This is a genomic window from Lysobacter sp. A289 (genome assembly GCF_054072675.1).
Window position 1 is genome coordinate 2,054,855 of sequence record NZ_JBSVRN010000001.1, and the last position, 16,855, is coordinate 2,071,709.

At 62.1% G+C, this 16,855-nt stretch carries 12 protein-coding genes; 1 reads left to right on the plus strand and 11 read right to left on the minus strand.

The window, feature by feature from the left end; translation table 11 throughout:
- Nucleotides 1-5: 5 nt before the first annotated feature.
- The 11 genes from ACW5DN_RS09510 to ACW5DN_RS09560 form a co-directional block, all read right to left on the minus strand.
- On the minus strand, nucleotides 6-1,706 hold the full coding sequence (locus tag ACW5DN_RS09510) for a heparinase II/III domain-containing protein (RefSeq protein WP_456963024.1): 1,701 nt from the start codon (nucleotides 1,704-1,706) through the stop codon (nucleotides 6-8).
- 2 nt (nucleotides 1,707-1,708) lie between these two features.
- Nucleotides 1,709-6,619, minus strand: coding sequence for a glycosyltransferase family protein (locus ACW5DN_RS09515; RefSeq protein ID WP_456962441.1), 4,911 nt, complete (start codon nucleotides 6,617-6,619; stop codon nucleotides 1,709-1,711).
- A 44-nt stretch (nucleotides 6,620-6,663) separates the two neighbouring features.
- The gene (wecC, locus tag ACW5DN_RS09520; protein WP_456962442.1) at nucleotides 6,664-7,947 is read right to left on the minus strand and encodes a UDP-N-acetyl-D-mannosamine dehydrogenase; all 1,284 of its coding nucleotides are present in this window, start codon (nucleotides 7,945-7,947) and stop codon (nucleotides 6,664-6,666) included.
- A 43-nt stretch (nucleotides 7,948-7,990) separates the two neighbouring features.
- Entirely contained in the window at nucleotides 7,991-9,301 is a 1,311-nt protein-coding gene (locus ACW5DN_RS09525) for a glycosyltransferase (RefSeq protein ID WP_456962443.1), read from the minus strand.
- Nucleotides 9,302-9,348: 47 nt separating this feature from the next.
- Entirely contained in the window at nucleotides 9,349-10,185 is an 837-nt protein-coding gene (locus ACW5DN_RS09530; RefSeq protein WP_456962444.1) for an ABC transporter ATP-binding protein, read from the minus strand.
- A gap of 10 nt (nucleotides 10,186-10,195) precedes the next feature.
- Nucleotides 10,196-11,029, minus strand: a complete 834-nt coding sequence (locus tag ACW5DN_RS09535; protein ID WP_456962445.1) for an ABC transporter permease — start codon at nucleotides 11,027-11,029, stop codon at nucleotides 10,196-10,198.
- Nucleotides 11,029-12,213, minus strand: coding sequence for a cystathionine gamma-synthase (locus ACW5DN_RS09540; RefSeq protein ID WP_456962446.1), 1,185 nt, complete (start codon nucleotides 12,211-12,213; stop codon nucleotides 11,029-11,031). The genes ACW5DN_RS09535 and ACW5DN_RS09540 overlap by 1 nt, the downstream gene beginning before the upstream one ends.
- A gap of 82 nt (nucleotides 12,214-12,295) precedes the next feature.
- A complete protein-coding gene (locus ACW5DN_RS09545; RefSeq protein WP_456962447.1) occupies nucleotides 12,296-13,672 on the minus strand; it encodes a pyridoxal-phosphate dependent enzyme in 1,377 nt (458 codons plus the stop codon).
- A 119-nt stretch (nucleotides 13,673-13,791) separates the two neighbouring features.
- Nucleotides 13,792-14,004: a YdcH family protein gene (locus tag ACW5DN_RS09550; protein ID WP_456962448.1), complete on the minus strand. Its 213-nt coding sequence runs from the start codon at nucleotides 14,002-14,004 to the stop codon at nucleotides 13,792-13,794.
- 575 nt (nucleotides 14,005-14,579) lie between these two features.
- Entirely contained in the window at nucleotides 14,580-15,173 is a 594-nt protein-coding gene (locus tag ACW5DN_RS09555) for a hypothetical protein (RefSeq protein ID WP_456962449.1), read from the minus strand.
- On the minus strand, nucleotides 15,170-15,478 hold the full coding sequence (locus ACW5DN_RS09560; RefSeq protein ID WP_456962450.1) for a DUF4398 domain-containing protein: 309 nt from the start codon (nucleotides 15,476-15,478) through the stop codon (nucleotides 15,170-15,172). The genes ACW5DN_RS09555 and ACW5DN_RS09560 overlap by 4 nt, the downstream gene beginning before the upstream one ends.
- A gap of 164 nt (nucleotides 15,479-15,642) precedes the next feature.
- Between ACW5DN_RS09560 and ACW5DN_RS09565 the strand changes: the two genes are divergently transcribed.
- Complete coding sequence (locus ACW5DN_RS09565) at nucleotides 15,643-16,746, plus strand: PilT/PilU family type 4a pilus ATPase (protein ID WP_456962451.1); 1,104 nt, start codon at nucleotides 15,643-15,645, stop codon at nucleotides 16,744-16,746.
- Nucleotides 16,747-16,855 lie beyond the last annotated feature (109 nt).

Sequence of the window (16,855 nt, forward strand, 5' to 3'; positions counted from 1 at the left end):
CCCCACTACGGTCCGCCTCCGTCGGTATCCGCGCCGTCCAGCAGCCGGAAGCGCAGCATTGAGTGCAAGTGGTTCGCGGACCACTCGAACGCGATCAGCTGTACCGGCTCGACCTGGTTCGAGAAGCGCGAGGCAACCGCGCCCTGTACTCCCGGAACGTCAGGATCGATGAGTCGCACGTGGGTCGCCCGGCGTCCCAGGTTGTCGATGACGAGCCGCTTCCCACTGGCTTCCGACTCCAGCGTGACCTGTTGATCGGCGATCCGGATCTTCTTGTCGCCCGGCACGTGCCAAAGGGAAAGATAGTTCCGGCGAACGGGCTTTCCGGATTGAACGAGGGAATCGACCACGGTGAACTCCCGCGCGCCCGGATTAACGTGGAGATCACGCATCGCGACATGTCCCGGGTAGCTGTGGGACACGCCGCGAACCGAACCGACGCCCGGAATAGAAGGAAGTCGCAAGATTGGCAGTACCGCATGCGGAGCAGTCCACTCCCATTTGTCAGCGGCCCGCCCTGGCGCCACCGGTACGTTGTGCGCCCATTTCGAACGCATGTACTTTCGCAGTGGATCCTGCTCAGCGTAGTTGTAGGCACCCGAGTCGATCAACCAGTCTTCACCGTCGCAATAGAGCACCACGTTGAGGTCGTCGTCATGCCGGTGGTAGCGCGAGCGATACCCGCAGCGGAAGATCAAGTGAAACGCCTTGTTCCCTTCTCCGGGCGGGCACCACTTGTCGCGCGCTATGAAGTAACCGGCCTGTGGATACAGCATGGTGGTATGCGGCGATGGTGCGCCGGCCGCGCCATCCGTCGAGGCGTAGCGGAAATGATTGAAATCCCGGGTTTTCTCGTAGCGCCGAAAGTAGTTCGGCGCCAATTCCCCCACAGTGTCACCGATTACTGGCAACGTACCGTCAGGGCGCAGTATGTGAGCCAAGAACCGCATCGCCCGCGGCATCAGGGCGTCGATCTGGTCAGCCAAGATCCCAATCTCCTTCCGGGGGAAGTAGTCCAGGATCTTGATGAATGACAGGCAGACATAGCAGTGGTAACCCGGGCTGTTCTCGACGTGGACACCCTCCTTTGTGAACGCGAACGCGAGCTCATCGGTCAACCGGGCCACTGCGAGGGCCATGCGCTCCTTCGAACGGGGATGGTTGGGGAAGAAGTCTGCGATGACACCCAGGATCCGTGCTTGTTCGATACCGTGGTTAGTGTGTCGCGAGTAGAAGTCCTCGGTCGACAGCAGATCCGCCTGACGGTGGACGGTGGCGGCGAGCTCTTCCCAGTCACCTTCGCGCAGCCCACGCAACTTCAGGTAAGCAAGCAGGAACACCAGGCTCTCGGCCTGGTTGGCGACCGCGTGGTCATTGCTAGCGAACTCGTAGTCTTTCAACGGTCCGCCGATGGCTTTCTCCCAAGAGCGCAATGCGTCGAACGCCCAATCAAGAGCGGTCTCGTCATCGCTCTTCAGATGGTAAGCAATCACACCGGGGATGAACCTGAACGCCGCAATTGCCCACTGCCAGCTTCGGTTGCCAAGAGGATTGGCCGCCCAGTTATCGAACAGCGCAACCGACACCTCGGGGAAACCCTGTACCGTGACGATGCCTTCACGCACCAGCTTGCCGCCGGCATCAACCAGTTTTTCGTTGCTCTGGTAGCCCTCGACCCGCCGTTTCAGCGAGGGGGGAATGTTCATGTTCAATGGGCGATCCCGGGCAAGTCGTGATCTGAGAGCGTGGCGCCGGAGCCAGCAATCAAGGGCGCAATATAGGTCGTCCGCACATTGCTGAAAGCATAATCCCCTGCAACGCCGGCGACTCGTTGGCGTGCGTCGGCGAGTAGTTGAGAATCTTCCGCCAGCGACCGCACCAACGCGACCAAGCGCTCGCTCGTTGCGAACAATGGGTAGTCCGTACCGAACATTTCCCGGTTGACCGCCCCTGAGGCAAGCAATGGCGGCGCTCCACTCGCGGCGTACTCGAGCAGCTTCGTCGACAACTCGAACGTCTGCTCCTCCAACTCGGGTCGACGCCAGGCCCAACCCACGTCCATGGTCCGCAGTTGCGCAAGCACACCGGCGCGATCGAGACCGCGATGCCAGACTACGCCTTCCCCGCTCTCCAGTTGTTGTCTGACATGGGGGCGAAAGCCGGGATCATCCTGGGGGTTGTGGATCTTGTCGCCGAACACATGCAGCTCGATCGCCACACCCTGCTCGCGAAGCGCCGCCACGGTGGTGAAAAGTTCACGAATACCCCATAACGGTGCGAATTTTCCGGCATACGCCAGTCGCAATGGGCCACTTCGCGCGGACCGGGCCACCGCTCCCTCGATGCCGTCCGGGATCATCGGTGGCAGCAGTCGAGTCTTGCCTCGTGCCTGCGGTGCCATCGCAACGAGATGCCGTTCCAACTGCCGGGTCTGGGACAGCAGGATGGCAGCGCCATCGGCAACCTTCCGCAGCGCCCCCAAACGGTCGGGTGAGAAGTCTTCTTCCCTCTGCGGAATGTCGGTGAGATATATCCACAAGCGGCCCGACAATTCCGGCCGTGCGACCGCCTCGAGTGCAAGATCGAAACCACGCAGTACTATCGCGTCGTATCCGCGGCGATGATCGGCTTCGATGATGCTGTCCAGTGCATCGGCCGGCTGCCGCCGCAACATATCTGCGGGCGGTTCGATCAGGCGCACATTCACCATGCCCAATAGATCCTTGATCACGTGCGTGTGCTTGATTGGAGCCTTCAGGAACAAGTCCACGCCTGCTTCATCATCCCCCGCCAGCACCTTGGCAAGCGACACTACCCACACCGCCGACCCGTCAATCAGGTTGAGGTCCATATCGCCATATAGGGCGATGCGCTTGCGCTCCGCACATTCGGACGTTTCGGTGGCTGTTGGCAAAGCAGCGGCAGTCGGGTCTTCTGGCTCGATCAGCGCCACCTCCGTTAGCAGCGTCGTGGCACTGGCACTCTGCCGGCGGACACGCGCCGCGGCGGCCGACGACATCGCAATGAAGGTCTCCGGCTCGGCTTGCAGGCGCCGGATGGCATCTGCCATGCCACGCCAGTCTTCCGGCTCGACCACCAGCGCACTGGCGTCGTCGACGAACTCGGGAATTGCCGAAACTCGGTTGGTGATCGGCACCAATCCCGATGCCATAGCTTCATCGCGAGACACGCCTTGGGAATCGATCCGGCTCGGCGACAGAAATACCCCGTAGTCCTTGTGAACCGCGGCGATTTCATCCTGGCTGAGGAATCGCTTTTCGATGATTACGTTGGGCAGGTGACGCACCGGGTCAAGCGTTTCGTCAAACAGCCGGCCATCGCCAATCAGACGAAACTCCAGATCGGAAAAGAATGGCTCGTCCACAAGATCCAAGATCGCCTTGATGGTGAGGTCGTTGGCATAAGTCGGGCGGCTGTAGGGGCGGATCGACAGCAGCCGGTTACGCTGCTCGACGGGCTTCGGCTCGTAGGTAAACAGCTCGCCGTCGATGTGATTGTGGATGACCACGTAACGCGATGGGTCGAGCTCCACCCCAATGTCTCTGAACGCCTCGCGAACCAGATGCTTGGAGACGAATACAAACTTCACGTTGGGAGGTGGTTCGATGAACAGATCCCGCCAAAATGCCATCCGATCATTGCTGCGCTGGATCCCACGCTCGCGGTCGCGCTCGTCAAGGAAACTGAAGTCGCGCCGGTACCACGGCTGGATTTCGGCACCGTGCACCCACACCAACAACTCACGGTCGACCGCATGTTCCTTGAGCACGGACCACAGCGCACGATCGAGCGAGTGCACCATCAGGGTCCGATACAGATTGCTGCGGATCATCAACTCCAGGTCGGACAATTGGCCGGACACGACATCGACACCTTCGAACTCACTGAAGGCAATCATGTTCTCACTGAGGCGGAAGACGTCGACCGACACACCGGCATCGGCATACCCGCGGATCCGGCGGTGTACGTAAGCGTAGCTGTACAGATTCTCGTAAGAAGGGTAGCCGCGACTTACGACCAGGTGCCTGCCACGGGCAGGAATTCCCGCTGCGGCTGACGGCACATGGCCCAGCACCAGTTTTTTGACAACGGCCGTGCCTGGTCCTTGGACGCGGAGTCCCAATCGCACGTAGCGGGCTCCCGCCGGGGCGGAAATACTCAGGTTGGAGCTGCAGGCACGGATAGCGTGCCCGATGCGCTTGTGCTCCCTATCGAGGAAGATAAGAACGAAGCTGACCAACATCTCGGTGTCGACGATGAGGTTGAACTTGCCGATGTCGCCGTCGAAGAGTTCCTCGACAGGAAGAGGCTTGGCGGCGTAAAGATACGCATGCTTGTCGCCGGCAAGTTTGGATCCTAACTGAAGGCTTCCATGCCCTCTGGTGAGGCGCACGCAACCATCGGCGTGCTCGCCTGTCGGGAGGACCTCCGCCAAGGCAGCGGCATCCATCGCCGGGCTGGTCAGCTGCTCCGCCGCCACCAAGTCGGCCGCTGTGGCGGTCTCGGCCAGACGGTGCAGGCGCTGCAACGAAATGCCGGTTCGCAGTCCCTGGATGTCGTCGACATCCTTGCCATTGATGCCAGCACCGTTGGCACAATAGTTGAACTCGTCGATAGCGCAGGCATCGCGCGCGGTCATGCCGACGGCGTGGGCGGCAAATGCCCGCAGATTGCCGACCGGGGCCGCTGCGGATCGAACAATCGCGCGGCGCAATGCGATGACCTGATTGAGCTGATAGGCGCGATCCACATCCAGCAGTCGGATGCGATCCTCCCGGCGCTCATGGTACGCGGCCTTGCCTATGACATCGGCATCGGAGTAACGCGTCGCCAGTGCCAAGTCGGTCAGGTAATGAGCGCCGTAATGATCGTCGGGGTGGAAACAAGCAAGCCAACAATCGGGCCAACACTGCTGGAGTTCCATTCGCTCCGCATCGGCTTCGCCAATTATCGTGAGACCCACTCTCTCGGCTAGTGGTCCGACAGTCTCCGTGACGACCAGTGCCAGCTCCTTGTGCTCGTACTGCTGACGGGCAAACGCTGCCCACAACCCCGCCGCTTGCTCGTCACTCGTTGCCTGCGCTACCACCACGACACGGGGCAGGCCATCTCCTACCGGTTTGCCGCCGACCTTCTCGAGTACGTAGCGCAGCCGGTCCTGATAGGTGTGTTCGGACATCACCTTGCGCAGCCCTGCCAGACGGAACTTGCGATAGACGTGATCGTCGTTGATCAGTGGGCGGACGCGCTCGGCCAGTTCCCCGCCGTCGTCCGAGCAGATTACAAGGTCACCCAGCAGCATTCTCATGCCACGCGAGAAGTTGCTGACGGTGACCGTGTTGCAAGCTAAAAGATCGAACGCACGCCTGGCGAACATGCTCTGTGATTGCTTGACCGTGTTGATGTTGATGCCATACCGATAGCCTTTATAGGCAAGGGAAATACGGTCGTGTGGCAACGCACCCCGGATCATCGGGGCGTAGGCATCCGGATAGGCCAAGGCCGGATCGGCCGTGCCGGCATTGCGGTCGTAGATTTCCACCGGTCGCAAGCTTTCCATCGACTCGACGATCGTGGCGAAGTCGTGCTGGCGCTCCGGATACTTCGCGTAGAACGAGCCTGCGAAGCAGAATCCGTCCTTGCGCTGGTACTCCTCAATCGGATTGTGTTCGGCGGGCTGACAGGCAAACGGCAACCAGTACACTTGATCATGGCCAAGCGCGGCCTTGTAGGCACGCACGCAGTCGATGTCGGTGGTGAACACGAAATCAAACTGGCGCGCGGTACGCATGAAAACGCTCAGGTGGACCGGATCCTCCTTGTTCCAGAATACCGTCGGGATCTGGCGCTCCCGGCACCAGGCAACCAGCTCGACCATCTCCCGCGACAGCGGATAGACCCTGCGCGCCCAGCTCTCATCCCGCCCCTTCCATGCGGATTCGACCATTAGCATTTGAGGCCCGAATTCCTCGACCTCACTGCGCCAGTCGTCCGCGCCGATCTGGCGCAGGTCACCACAATGGCGATAGGCGTTGAACGAGAACTCATCCATCACCGTGGCAATGCGCATTCCCGCCAGATCATCCGGCAGTTGGGGAGCGGTGTCGCTGCCTGCCAGCATCCGCTTGATCGGCACGGCTTCCGCACCGGAACGGGTCACCCAATTGGCCGCATCTCCGGTCAATGCCATGCCTGGCCCAAGATCGGGCTTGCCGTCCACCTTCGCCGGCGCCACGCCGCGGAGAATCCGCCTGCTGATCCTGGGCCACGCCTCACGCAACAAGCGGAATGCTTCGACAGGCAGCAGGAATATCTTCCAGGGACTGCGCGCAGTTTTCACCATCATGCTGCCGATCCGGAATGCGAAGGAACCGCGCAGCATCACGACTTCCGCCACGGCTGCGTCGCACTGGTTCTTCTGCCGTGCAAGCGACTGGTTGAGTCGCGCCCGATAACGGAGTTGCTCGTCAAGCTTGCTCGACAGCCGCTTCACTTCCTCCTCGCGCGTCAGCAGACTGGCTTCGATCACAGCAAGATCGCCCCTTCCGGGACTTTCGCTCCGGTCCGTGGTGACCATATTTTCCGTATCTTCCTGCATGACTGCTCGCTAGCGGGTTATATGCACGTTGCCAGGTGGGACCGTCAGCGCCAGTAGCCGACGGTATCCAGCACACGCTTCCCTTGGGGGCGCGGGAGCGCGCGAAACGCAGTATGAGCCACCAGCAGCACGATGATCTCCGCGTCCGCCAAGGCTTGTTCCGGCGGCACCATGTTCAGTGCTGCCTTTTTCCGGACATCCTCGGCCAAAGCGTCGGCATATGGATCGCTGCATAACACGCGTGCACCATGACGAGCGCTGAGGCGAGCGGCGATGGAAAACGCCGGGCTCTCGCGGAAATCGTCCACGTCCGGTTTGTAGGCCAAGCCCAGGCAGGCTACCTTGGCATCCGGCAGTTCAGTCATTGCCTGCTCGACCTGCGCGATGACGAAGTCGGTCTTGCCATCGTTGATTTCGCGGGTCATGCGAATCAGGCGAGCCCGTTCGGGCGCGCTGGCGACGATGAACCAAGGATCAACGGCAATGCAATGTCCGCCCACGCCAGGGCCCGGGTTGAGGATATTCACGCGCGGATGCCGGTTGGCGAACTCAATGACCTTCCATGGGTCCAGGTCGAGATCCGAGCAGATCATCGACAACTCGTTGGCGAACGCGATATTGACGTCACGAAACGCGTTTTCAGTCAGCTTCACCATCTCGGCGGTGCGATCATCGCTGATATGGCAGGTACCGCGCACGAACACCTTGTACAGGTCCGCCGCCCGCTCCGAACAGCGCGGCGTCATGCCACCGATGATGCGATCGTTCTCGACCAACTCCTGCAACATGCGGCCCGGAATAATGCGCTCGGGACAATAGGCTACGCATACGTCGGCTTCGTCGCCCACTTGCTGTGGGAAGCTCAGATCCGGGCGCGCACGGGCTAGCAGATCGGCCAACATGCCCGTGGTTCCGACCGGGGAAGTCGACTCCAGGATGACCAGGTCGCCCTTCTTCAGCACTGGTGCGATCGACTCGCCGGCCGAACGCACGTAAGCGACGTCGGGGGAGTGGTTGGCATCGTGCCCCACCGGCGTCGGCACCGCGATAATGAAGTTGTCCGCCACTACCGGGGACGTGGTCGCACGCAGTCGGCCGGCCGCCACGCAACGGCCCACCAGCTCGTCAAGCTCGCCTTCTTCAATGTGCGCGGTACCGGCGTTGACTGCGGCTACTGCCTTGGGGCTGATGTCCACCCCGGTGACGTCGATGCCGGTCGAGGCGAACATCGCTGCGGTTGGCAACCCGATGTAACCCAAGCCGATCACCGCGAGGGTGTTGTGGCCGTCCTGGCGCTTGGTTCCGATGGTGTCAATTTGCTGATTCATGCAATATTTCCTGTTGCGAAACTTGGTTGAGCGTGTTCTGGAGTCAATCCAGAGAGCCCGAGGGCACCCTTCCTGTAACGGCACAGAGTATCCCCAGCATCTTTGTCGATAGAAACTGCCAGCTGTGTTCCGAGACCGTCGATGGCCCCAGCTCGAGGCCGGCCTCGAGCTGTCCCGCCGCTTTCAATCCGACGAGGTGTTCCAACAGGCTCGATACGCTCCCTATATCTGCATCGCGCACCCAGCCGCGCCGGATGCCTGTCAGGTACGTGGCGGCGGACGAATCCGGCGGGCCAATATACAGGATGGGCTTCATGGCGCCGAGATACTCGTAAAACTTCCCTGGCACTTGTTCAACCTGCTCGTTACCAAGGTCGACCAAGACGTCGGCCCGACGCTGGAGTTCCAGCACAGACTGGTGCGGTAGTGATCCCAGCAGACGGACGCTTTGCGGATGTTGACGCGCCCACTTCAGTAGGTCTTCGGGCGTTTGTCGTGACGCAATCGACAGGCGCACGCCGGGGGTTCCTGCTACGGCCTCAAGCAGTACCTCTGGCCGACGAAAACTATATAGGCTACCCGTATAAAGCAGTTCCAGTCGGCCTCCATTTTCCGGCCTGCTCGGAGCCGCCCCTTGCCGCTGGTCAAAGCCCTGGGTGACCACGCTGATCCGGTTAGGCGCAACACCATGGCGTCTCGCCAGCAACTCCCGGGTGGCCTCGGTGGTCACGGTGACATGATCGGCGTGCCGGCACACCTCTCGCTCGAGATCGAAAGCCCGGCGCTGCCACCGGCGGGGCGTGTAGGAGGCGTGAATCGGGTCACCCAGGTCAACAACCCATTTCACCCCGGCACGGCGCGCCTCCCGTCCCAGCGCCAATACGCTCGCCGGTTCGTGTGAGGTGACCAGTACATCGATACCACCTTGCATTAGTCGGCGGCGTACTGCGCGTCGCGCCCAAGGATTCCATTCCGCCCGGATATCGGGAAACAGGATTACGCCCGGCAACGCCTGCATGCATTCGACCAGCCTACCCTTCCAGTTCAAAGTGACGGGCCCCGGGGAGGATTCGATACGGTCGCCACCCGGCGACGCTTCCGTGGCAGCCACAGACACCGGCACTTTCGATAACCTGCGCAACCAGCCCACCACACCCATGAACGGGCCAGGAAAGGTTCGCTGCACATAACACCCGGAATAGTCGGGCAAGCCATGCCCGAGCGCCCCCAGGCGCGGAGCGATTACCGTCACTTCCGCTCCGGCAACAACCATCTCGCGACATAGATAAGCCCAGCGCAGCGATTGCGGCGAAGGCGACGGGGGAAACTCATAGGCGGCAAGGAGAACGCTCATGGGCTGCCTACCGGCAACTCCGTCGAGCGAGCACGCTAATCGGCCCATCACTTCGAAACCTTCGCCTTCCGACTCCGCGCAGGTTTCTTTGCTGGCTTGGCGACCGGCTCCTTGTCGCGTCTAGGCACATAACCCGGCAGTGATTGGTAGATCGCTTTATAGGTGTTGATGGCGTCCTCGACCGGGCCAAGAAAGACTTGACGACCGCCATCAAGCACCAGCCCCAGCGAGCAGGTCTTGCGCACTGTCTGGAGGCTGTGGCTGGCCAGGACCATGATCCTGCAGCCATCGACGCGATCCGACAGCCGCGCGCGTGCCTTGTTGACGAAGCCGGCATCACCGGCGCCGAACCACTCGTCCATCAGCATGATGTCGTGCTGTATCGAGGTAGAGATGGCAAAACCAAGCCGCATCCGCTGTCCCGACGACAGCGTCAGCAGGCGGTGCTGCGCCACGCCCCCCAGCTCCGCGAACTCCAGGATCGAGTCTACCAAGTCCGTCATCGCTGACAGTTGCATGCCCATCGCCGTGCCGCGCAGGTAAATATTCTCACGGACGGTTGCGTTCGCATTGAAGCCCAGGTTGAGGTTGAGCAGGGCCTGACGCGTCCCCTCCACCCTCAGGACACCCTCTGTTGGCTGGAATGCGCCGCTGAGCACGCGCAGCAGGGTGGTTTTGCCCGCACCGTTGCGGCCAAGGATCGCGACCCGGTCACCATCTTTCAAGTCGAATGCGATGCCGTCGAGGATGGTCCGATACTCGCGCGAAGACCGCACGAAGGCCTCCGCAAGTATTTCCCTCACCCAGCCCGAAGCAGTCGGCGTACGTTGAATATAGTTTGGAACCTTCAACGACAAGTTCCGTACCGAGATATTGGCGCTCACTGGCATGTCCTTAAACCCACAACGGCACGAATCGCGCATAGCGCCGATATAGCCAACTGGCCAGTATCCAACCAAACACGGGCATCACCAGCGCGGTGATGATGGAAACCTGTTCGGGCATCTTCCCCAGCATCGGCGCGCGCACGATCTCGATCATGTGATACGCAGGGTTTAACCGGGCCAAAAACCCACGGAGGGAATCCGGTGGGAAGCGGTCAATCATCCACAGGATCGGCGTGAGCAGGAAGCCGGCCACCAGCACTGTTCCGATGGCGTCGCGGGTATCCGGAAAGCGAGCGCCGACCAGCCCGACGCAGACGGAAACCCAGAACAGATTCAAGAGTAGAAGCGGCATGGTCACGGCAATGGTCGCGATCGACGCCAAACCACCCCACGACTGGAACCATAACACCACGCCGATGACCACCAGCATGCCGAAAAGCAACTGCAGGCCAGCCTTTGCAAACGATCGCAACAGAAAATCTGTTAAACGCACCCGGCCATCCATGATGAACGCCTTGTGTGAATGGAAGGCGCCGGCGGAATCGTTGATCACTTGCAACATGAACCGCCAAACCACGTAACCGGTGGCCAGGTACGGCATGTACACCTCTATGTCATGACCCATCAACCGGGAATATACGTTGCCGAGCAGGACCACGAAGATGAGGGTGGGGAGACACAGCCAAGCCAATCCAAGCAAGGACCCACGGTAGCGGGTGACCAAGTCCAGCCAGCTGGAGTACGCCCAGAATGACGGAGACTTGAAGCCGGCTATCAGGCTGGCCACCATCCCACCGCTGCCGACCTTTCCGCCGACCGCAATCCGATTTGAACGGGTCATTAGAGGGTCTCGAGCGCCGTGTTCAGGTCATAGCGCAGATCGGCATGGGCTTCGACCCCCACACTCAGCCGCACCAGATTGTCGCTAACCCCCAGCTCAGCCCGCCGTTCCACCGGCACGCTGGCATGGGTCATGATCGCCGGATGATTCACCAGGCTCTCCACGCCGCCCAGTGACTCGGCCAGCGCAAACAGGTTCGTCCGCTCGCAGAACCGCATCGCCGCGTCGACGCCGCCCTTGAGGTAGATCGACACCATGCCGCCGAAACCGTCCATCTGCTGCTTGGCAAGCTCATGCTGCGGGTGCGACTTGAGTCCCGGATAAAGCACTTTCTCGATCGCCGGGTGGCCTTCCAACCATTCCGCCAGCACTTGCGCGTTCTCGCAGTGCGCCTTCATCCGCAGGTGCAGGGTCTTCAGACCGCGTAGCGCGAGGAAGCTGTCGAATGGGCCTTGTACCGCACCGATGGAGTTCTGCAGGAACGCCATCTGCTCGGCCAGTTCTGCATCATCGCCAACCACCGCGATGCCGCCAACCATGTCGGAGTGGCCGTTGAGGTACTTGGTCGCCGAATGCATGACGATGTGCGCGCCCAGCTCGATCGGGCGTTGCAGAATCGGCGAGGAAAAGGTGTTGTCGACCACCACGATCAGTCCGCGCTTGCGGGCGATCGCGGCGATCTGGGCGACATCGACCAGCTTCAGCAGCGGGTTGGTCGGGGTCTCGATCCAGACCATTTTGGTCTCGGGCCGGATTGCGGCCTCGAACGCAGCCGCATCGGACAGGTCGATCCAGCTGAAATCGAGGCCGGCGCTGCGGCGGCGGACACGCTCGAACAGGCGGTAGCTGCCGCCGTAGACATCGTCCATCGCGATCACGTGGCTGCCGGAATCCAGCAGCTCCAGGATGGTCGAGGTCGCGGCCATGCCGGAAGCGAACGCAAACCCGCGGGTGCCCGACTCCAGCGCGGCAACACAGCGCTCGTAGGCGAACCGGGTCGGGTTGTGGCTGCGGGTGTACTCGAAGCCCTGGTGCACGCCCGGGCTGGACTGCACGTAGGTCGAGGTCTGGTAGATCGGCGTCATCACCGCGCCGGTGCTGGGGTCGGGAGACTGGCCGGCATGGATGGCCAGGGTGCCCAGGCCATGCTTGCGGCCGGGATCGCCAGAGGTGTTTTCGCTCATGGTGGGGTGCTCGTTGGACGGTGATACGCGACCAGCAAGTTTAGCATTGGCCGGGGCGGCCCAAAGCTGAACCTGCCCGGGCTCACTCCACCCGCCGTCGCAAGTGGTTCAGCAGGTCGATCCGGGTGATCAGGCCGAGGAAGTGCTCGCCGTCGGCAATGATCGCCACGTGGCCGCGGTCGAACACCGGCAGCAATGACTCGATCGGTGCGCGCATGTCGATCGTGTCGAGCTTGCTGACCATCGCGGTGGAGACCGGATCACGGAAGCGGGCCTCGTCGCCGTAGACGTGCAGCAGGGCATCGGACTCGTCGATGATGCCGACCAGCTGGTCCTCGGCCATCACCGGCAATTGGCTGACGTCGTACAGCTTCATGCGCTGGTAGGCGGTGACCAGCAGATCGTCGGGGCCGACCACCACGGTGTCGCGCTGGGAGAACGGGCGCACGATCAGGTCACGCAGGTCGCCGTGCTGCTCGCGCTCCAGGAAGCCGTTGTCGAGCATCCAGTAGTCGTTGTACATCTTCGACAGGTACTTGTTGCCGGTGTCGCAGACCAGCACCAATACCCGTTTCGGAGTGGTCTGCTCGTGGCAGTACTTCAGCGCGGCGGCCAACTGGGTGCCGGTGGATGAGCCCGCCAGGATGCCTTCGGTCTCAAGCAGCATGCGCGCGGTCAGGAAGCTCTCCTTGTCGCTGATCGCATACGCCTTGGTGACCCGGCTGAAGTCAGAGATGGACGGCAGGAAGTCCTCGCCGATGCCCTCGACCATCCAGCTGGCGGACTTGTCGCTCAGGGTGCCTTCGTTGATGTACTCGGCCAGGATCGAGCCGACCGGATCGGCCAGGATCAACTCGGTATCGGGGGATTTTTCGGCGAAGCAGCGCGACAGGCCGGTCATGGTGCCGGAGCTGCCGCAGCCGAACACCACCGCGTCCAGGCCGCCAACCTCCGCCATCTGGGCGAGGATCTCCGGCCCGGTGCCCTGCTCGTGTGCGGCCGGGTTGTCGGGGTTGCCGAACTGGTTGATGAAGTAGGCGCCCGGGGTCTCGCGCGCGAGCCGCTCGGCCAGGTCTTGGTAGTAATCCGGGTGGCCCTTGGCCACGTCGGAGCGGGTCAGCACGACCTGCGCACCCATTGCCTTGAGGTTGAAGATTTTTTCCCGGCTCATCTTGTCGGGCACGACCAGGATCAGCTTGTAGCCGCGCTGCCGGGCCACCAGCGCCAAGCCCAGGCCGGTATTGCCGGCGGTGCCTTCCACCAGGGTGTCGCCGGGCTTGATATCGCCGCGGGCCTGCGCGGCGTCGATCATCTGCAGGCCGATGCGATCCTTGATGGAGCCGCCTGGATTCTGCGATTCAAGCTTGAAGTACAGCTCGCAGACGCCGGTGTCGAGATTCTGGGCCTTGACGATCGGGGTGTTGCCGACCAGGTCGAGTACGGAGGTGGAGATGGACATGCGGGAAAAGAACCCTGGCGCCGTCGGATGCGGCAGACACCAGTGATTCTAAGGGATGCGGGCGATGGCGACCGACGAGGATGGCCACCATCGCCCACGGCCCGATACAACCTTGTTGCTTATTGGGAGGCGTACATCCGACTGAGCCGATCTTTGGCCGCAAGCTTCTCCCGCTTCATCTGGGTCAGAGTGACGTCATCGACCGCCGATACGCCCAGTTCGGCGTCCATCACCTTCTTGTCGAGCTTCTTGTGGCGCTGGTAGAGCTGCTTGAATTCGGGGTTGGCGTTGATCAATGCCTCTATTTCCGGCTGCGCTTGGTCATCGAACATTGAAGCCTCCTTCATCATCACATGAACAAACGCCCCGGCCGGGTGGCCGAGGCGTCATGGGGTGTTGCGGGATCACACAGACGGCGGCGGCTCTGTATGCCGTTGCGCTGTCTGGATCGGGAATCTGCTTCATTTGCGGGGCTCATCGCAGGCGGGGAAGCCGCTGCCTGGATAACTGACCCTACTCCAGCCCCGGAAGCTCGGCAAGGGTCATTTGGAGGTGCAGTGGCGGCGCAAATTACTGAATGCGGCCACTGGCCTGCCGCGACACCGGGAAACCGTGCCACCGCACGCCTTCACCTAACCAAGTGATTGATGAATAACGATATTTTGACAATATCGTGGAAGGCTATGCAGTGCGGAAGCGGTCTCAGTTATGCACCGTCATTCCCGCGAAGGCGGGAATCCATGGACGTTAATGCTTGACGGTCAAAGTCCATGGATCCCCGCCTTCGCGGGGATGACGGGGTGGGGTGGAACGACGATGTGGGGCGGAACGACGATGGAGGCGGGAACGACGATGGGGGCGGGGATGACGATGTGAGGGGCGGGAACCTCAAGACATCAGGCCTTCCCTATTGGTCGTCTTCCGGTTGTTCGCCCATCAAGGCCGCTTCCTGGCGAGCCAGTTCGGCCTCGCGTGCTCGGGCTGCCTTGAGTCGGGCTGCCTGGGCGCCGGCCACGTCTTTCAACGCGGATTCGACGTCCGCCATGGCGTCGGCGTCGCTGACGGTTTGCTGGCGCAGGCGGGCGGCTTCTTCGGCCTGGATCTGGGTCATGACGCGCAGGCGCTCGGCCTCGGCTCGGGCCTGGGCTGCATCGCGACGGCTGGCCTCGACCAGCAGTTCGCTGCGCTCACGATCGAGTTGGCGGATCTGCTGCTCCATCGCCGCGGTGCTCGCCGCCACCTCGGCAATCCGCACCCGTCGCTGGGCGACGTAACGAGCGCCATCGGCTTGGCTGCTTCGGGCGTTGGCGAGCGTTTCGATGGCCTGTCGCGCCTGCAACCGCTCGTACGCCGCCAACGAGGCGGTGTCCGGATCGGCATCGAGACTGGCCAACTGCTGGCTCAACTGGGCGACCTCGGTGTCCTGGGCGTGGGCCGGCACGATGGCCAGGCCGGCGGCGAGCGCAAGGGCGGTAATCAGCACGGATGTCTGCAGTTTCATTGGCCACGGCCTCCTTCAACACGCTGCCGCAAGCGATCGACTTCGGCCTGGCGCTGGGCCAGCTCGGTGTTCGCCAAGGCCTCGCGGCTCAGCGCGTACGCCAGATCCGCGTCGGACTGCGACGCCAGGGCCAGTGCGCGGGCGACATCGTGCTTGCCCTCGGCCATGGCACGCTGGGCCCGGGATAATCCTTCGCGGGCCAGCGCCAGCTGTTCATCGGCGTACTGGTCGGCGTCGGCACCGGCGGCGCGCACCACCGCTTGCTGGGCGCTATTGAGTTCGGCGGTCGGTGGAGGCAAGGTCACGCATGCGCCAAGTGCACAAGCGAGAACTGTGCCCAGTAGCAGGGGGCGGATTTGTGCGAAGCTGGGATGCATATGGGGGCCGTGGCAATAGTCTGTCGCGGGTCATTGTGATCAGGCCTGCGCGTGGGATGCAACAATACGCCAGGTAAACGGGGAGTGCGTGCATGGACATCGGCTATTTCCTGAAGCTGATGACGGAGAAAAATGCGTCGGACATGTTCTTGAGCACCGGCGCGCCGGTGTACATCAAGATCGAAGGCCGGCTGCATCCGTTGGGCAATACCGGCTTGCCGCCGGGGCTGGTCAAGAAGATCGCCTACTCGCTGATGGGCGAGGGCCAGGTGCCCCAGTTCGAGCGCGAGCTGGAGCTGAACATGGCCTATGCATTGCCCGACACGGGCCGTTTCCGCATCAACGTGTTCAAGCAGCGCGGCGAGGTTGGCATGGTGATCCGCGCGATCCGCAGCGTGATCCCGTCGATCGAGGAGCTGCAGCTGCCGCAGGTGCTCAAGAACATCATCCTGGAGCCACGTGGGCTGGTGCTGATCGTAGGTTCCACCGGCTCGGGCAAGTCGACCACGCTGGCGTCGATGATCGACCACCGCAACAGCAACGTCTCCGGTCATATCCTCACCATCGAGGATCCGATCGAGTACCTGCACCGGCACAAGCGCTCACTGGTCAACCAGCGCGAGGTAGGCCTGGATACCCATGATTTCCAGAGCGCACTGAAAAACGCGATGCGTGAGGCGCCCGATGTGATCCTGATCGGCGAGATCCTCGACCAGACCACCATGGAGGCGGCGATCTCCTTCGCGGAGACGGGGCATCTGTGCCTGGCCACGCTGCACTCCAACAATGCCGACCAGACCATCGAGCGCATCCTCAACTTCTTCCCCGAGGGTGCGCACAAGAACGTGCTGATGAACCTGTCCCTGAACCTCAAGGCCGTGGTTTCGCAGCGGCTGGTGATCGGCACCGATGGACGCCGGTTGCCCGCGGCCGAGGTGCTGATCAACACGCCGCACATCCGCGACCTGATGCGTCGCGGCCAGGTCCACGAGATCAAGCAGGCGATGGAGGAGTCGCTGGAGGCCGGCATGGAAAGCTTCGACCAGTGCCTGTTCCGGCTGCAGAAGTCGGGCCTGATCGACATGGAGGAAGCGCTGCAGGCGGCCGATTCACGCGATGGCCTGGCGCTGAAGTTCCGCCTGTCGGAAGGCGCTGGCGAGGAACACGACCCGTACGCCGAGGTGTTTTCCAGCTAGGGGGGCGGCATAGCTGCCGTTATCTCCGTGACTGGTGGGCGTGCCGACGGGCCGTCATCCCGGCGGGTCGTCATCCCCGTGAATCGTCGTCATCCCTGCAACTGCCGTC

What these genes read in the sequence shown, in the direction of transcription:
- ACW5DN_RS09510 (WP_456963024.1), bottom strand. Translation starts at nt 1,706, where the DNA reads ATGAACATTCCCCCCTCGCTGAAACGGCGGGTCGAGGGCTACCAGAGC.
- ACW5DN_RS09515 (WP_456962441.1), bottom strand. Translation starts at nt 6,619, where the DNA reads ATGCAGGAAGATACGGAAAATATGGTCACCACGGACCGGAGCGAAAGT.
- wecC (WP_456962442.1), bottom strand. Translation starts at nt 7,947, where the DNA reads ATGAATCAGCAAATTGACACCATCGGAACCAAGCGCCAGGACGGCCAC.
- ACW5DN_RS09525 (WP_456962443.1), bottom strand. Translation starts at nt 9,301, where the DNA reads ATGAGCGTTCTCCTTGCCGCCTATGAGTTTCCCCCGTCGCCTTCGCCG.
- ACW5DN_RS09535 (WP_456962445.1), bottom strand. Translation starts at nt 11,029, where the DNA reads ATGACCCGTTCAAATCGGATTGCGGTCGGCGGAAAGGTCGGCAGCGGT.
- ACW5DN_RS09540 (WP_456962446.1), bottom strand. Translation starts at nt 12,213, where the DNA reads ATGAGCGAAAACACCTCTGGCGATCCCGGCCGCAAGCATGGCCTGGGC.
- ACW5DN_RS09545 (WP_456962447.1), bottom strand. Translation starts at nt 13,672, where the DNA reads ATGTCCATCTCCACCTCCGTACTCGACCTGGTCGGCAACACCCCGATC.
- ACW5DN_RS09550 (WP_456962448.1), bottom strand. Translation starts at nt 14,004, where the DNA reads ATGTTCGATGACCAAGCGCAGCCGGAAATAGAGGCATTGATCAACGCC.
- ACW5DN_RS09555 (WP_456962449.1), bottom strand. Translation starts at nt 15,173, where the DNA reads ATGAAACTGCAGACATCCGTGCTGATTACCGCCCTTGCGCTCGCCGCC.
- ACW5DN_RS09565 (WP_456962451.1), top strand. Translation starts at nt 15,643, where the DNA reads ATGGACATCGGCTATTTCCTGAAGCTGATGACGGAGAAAAATGCGTCG.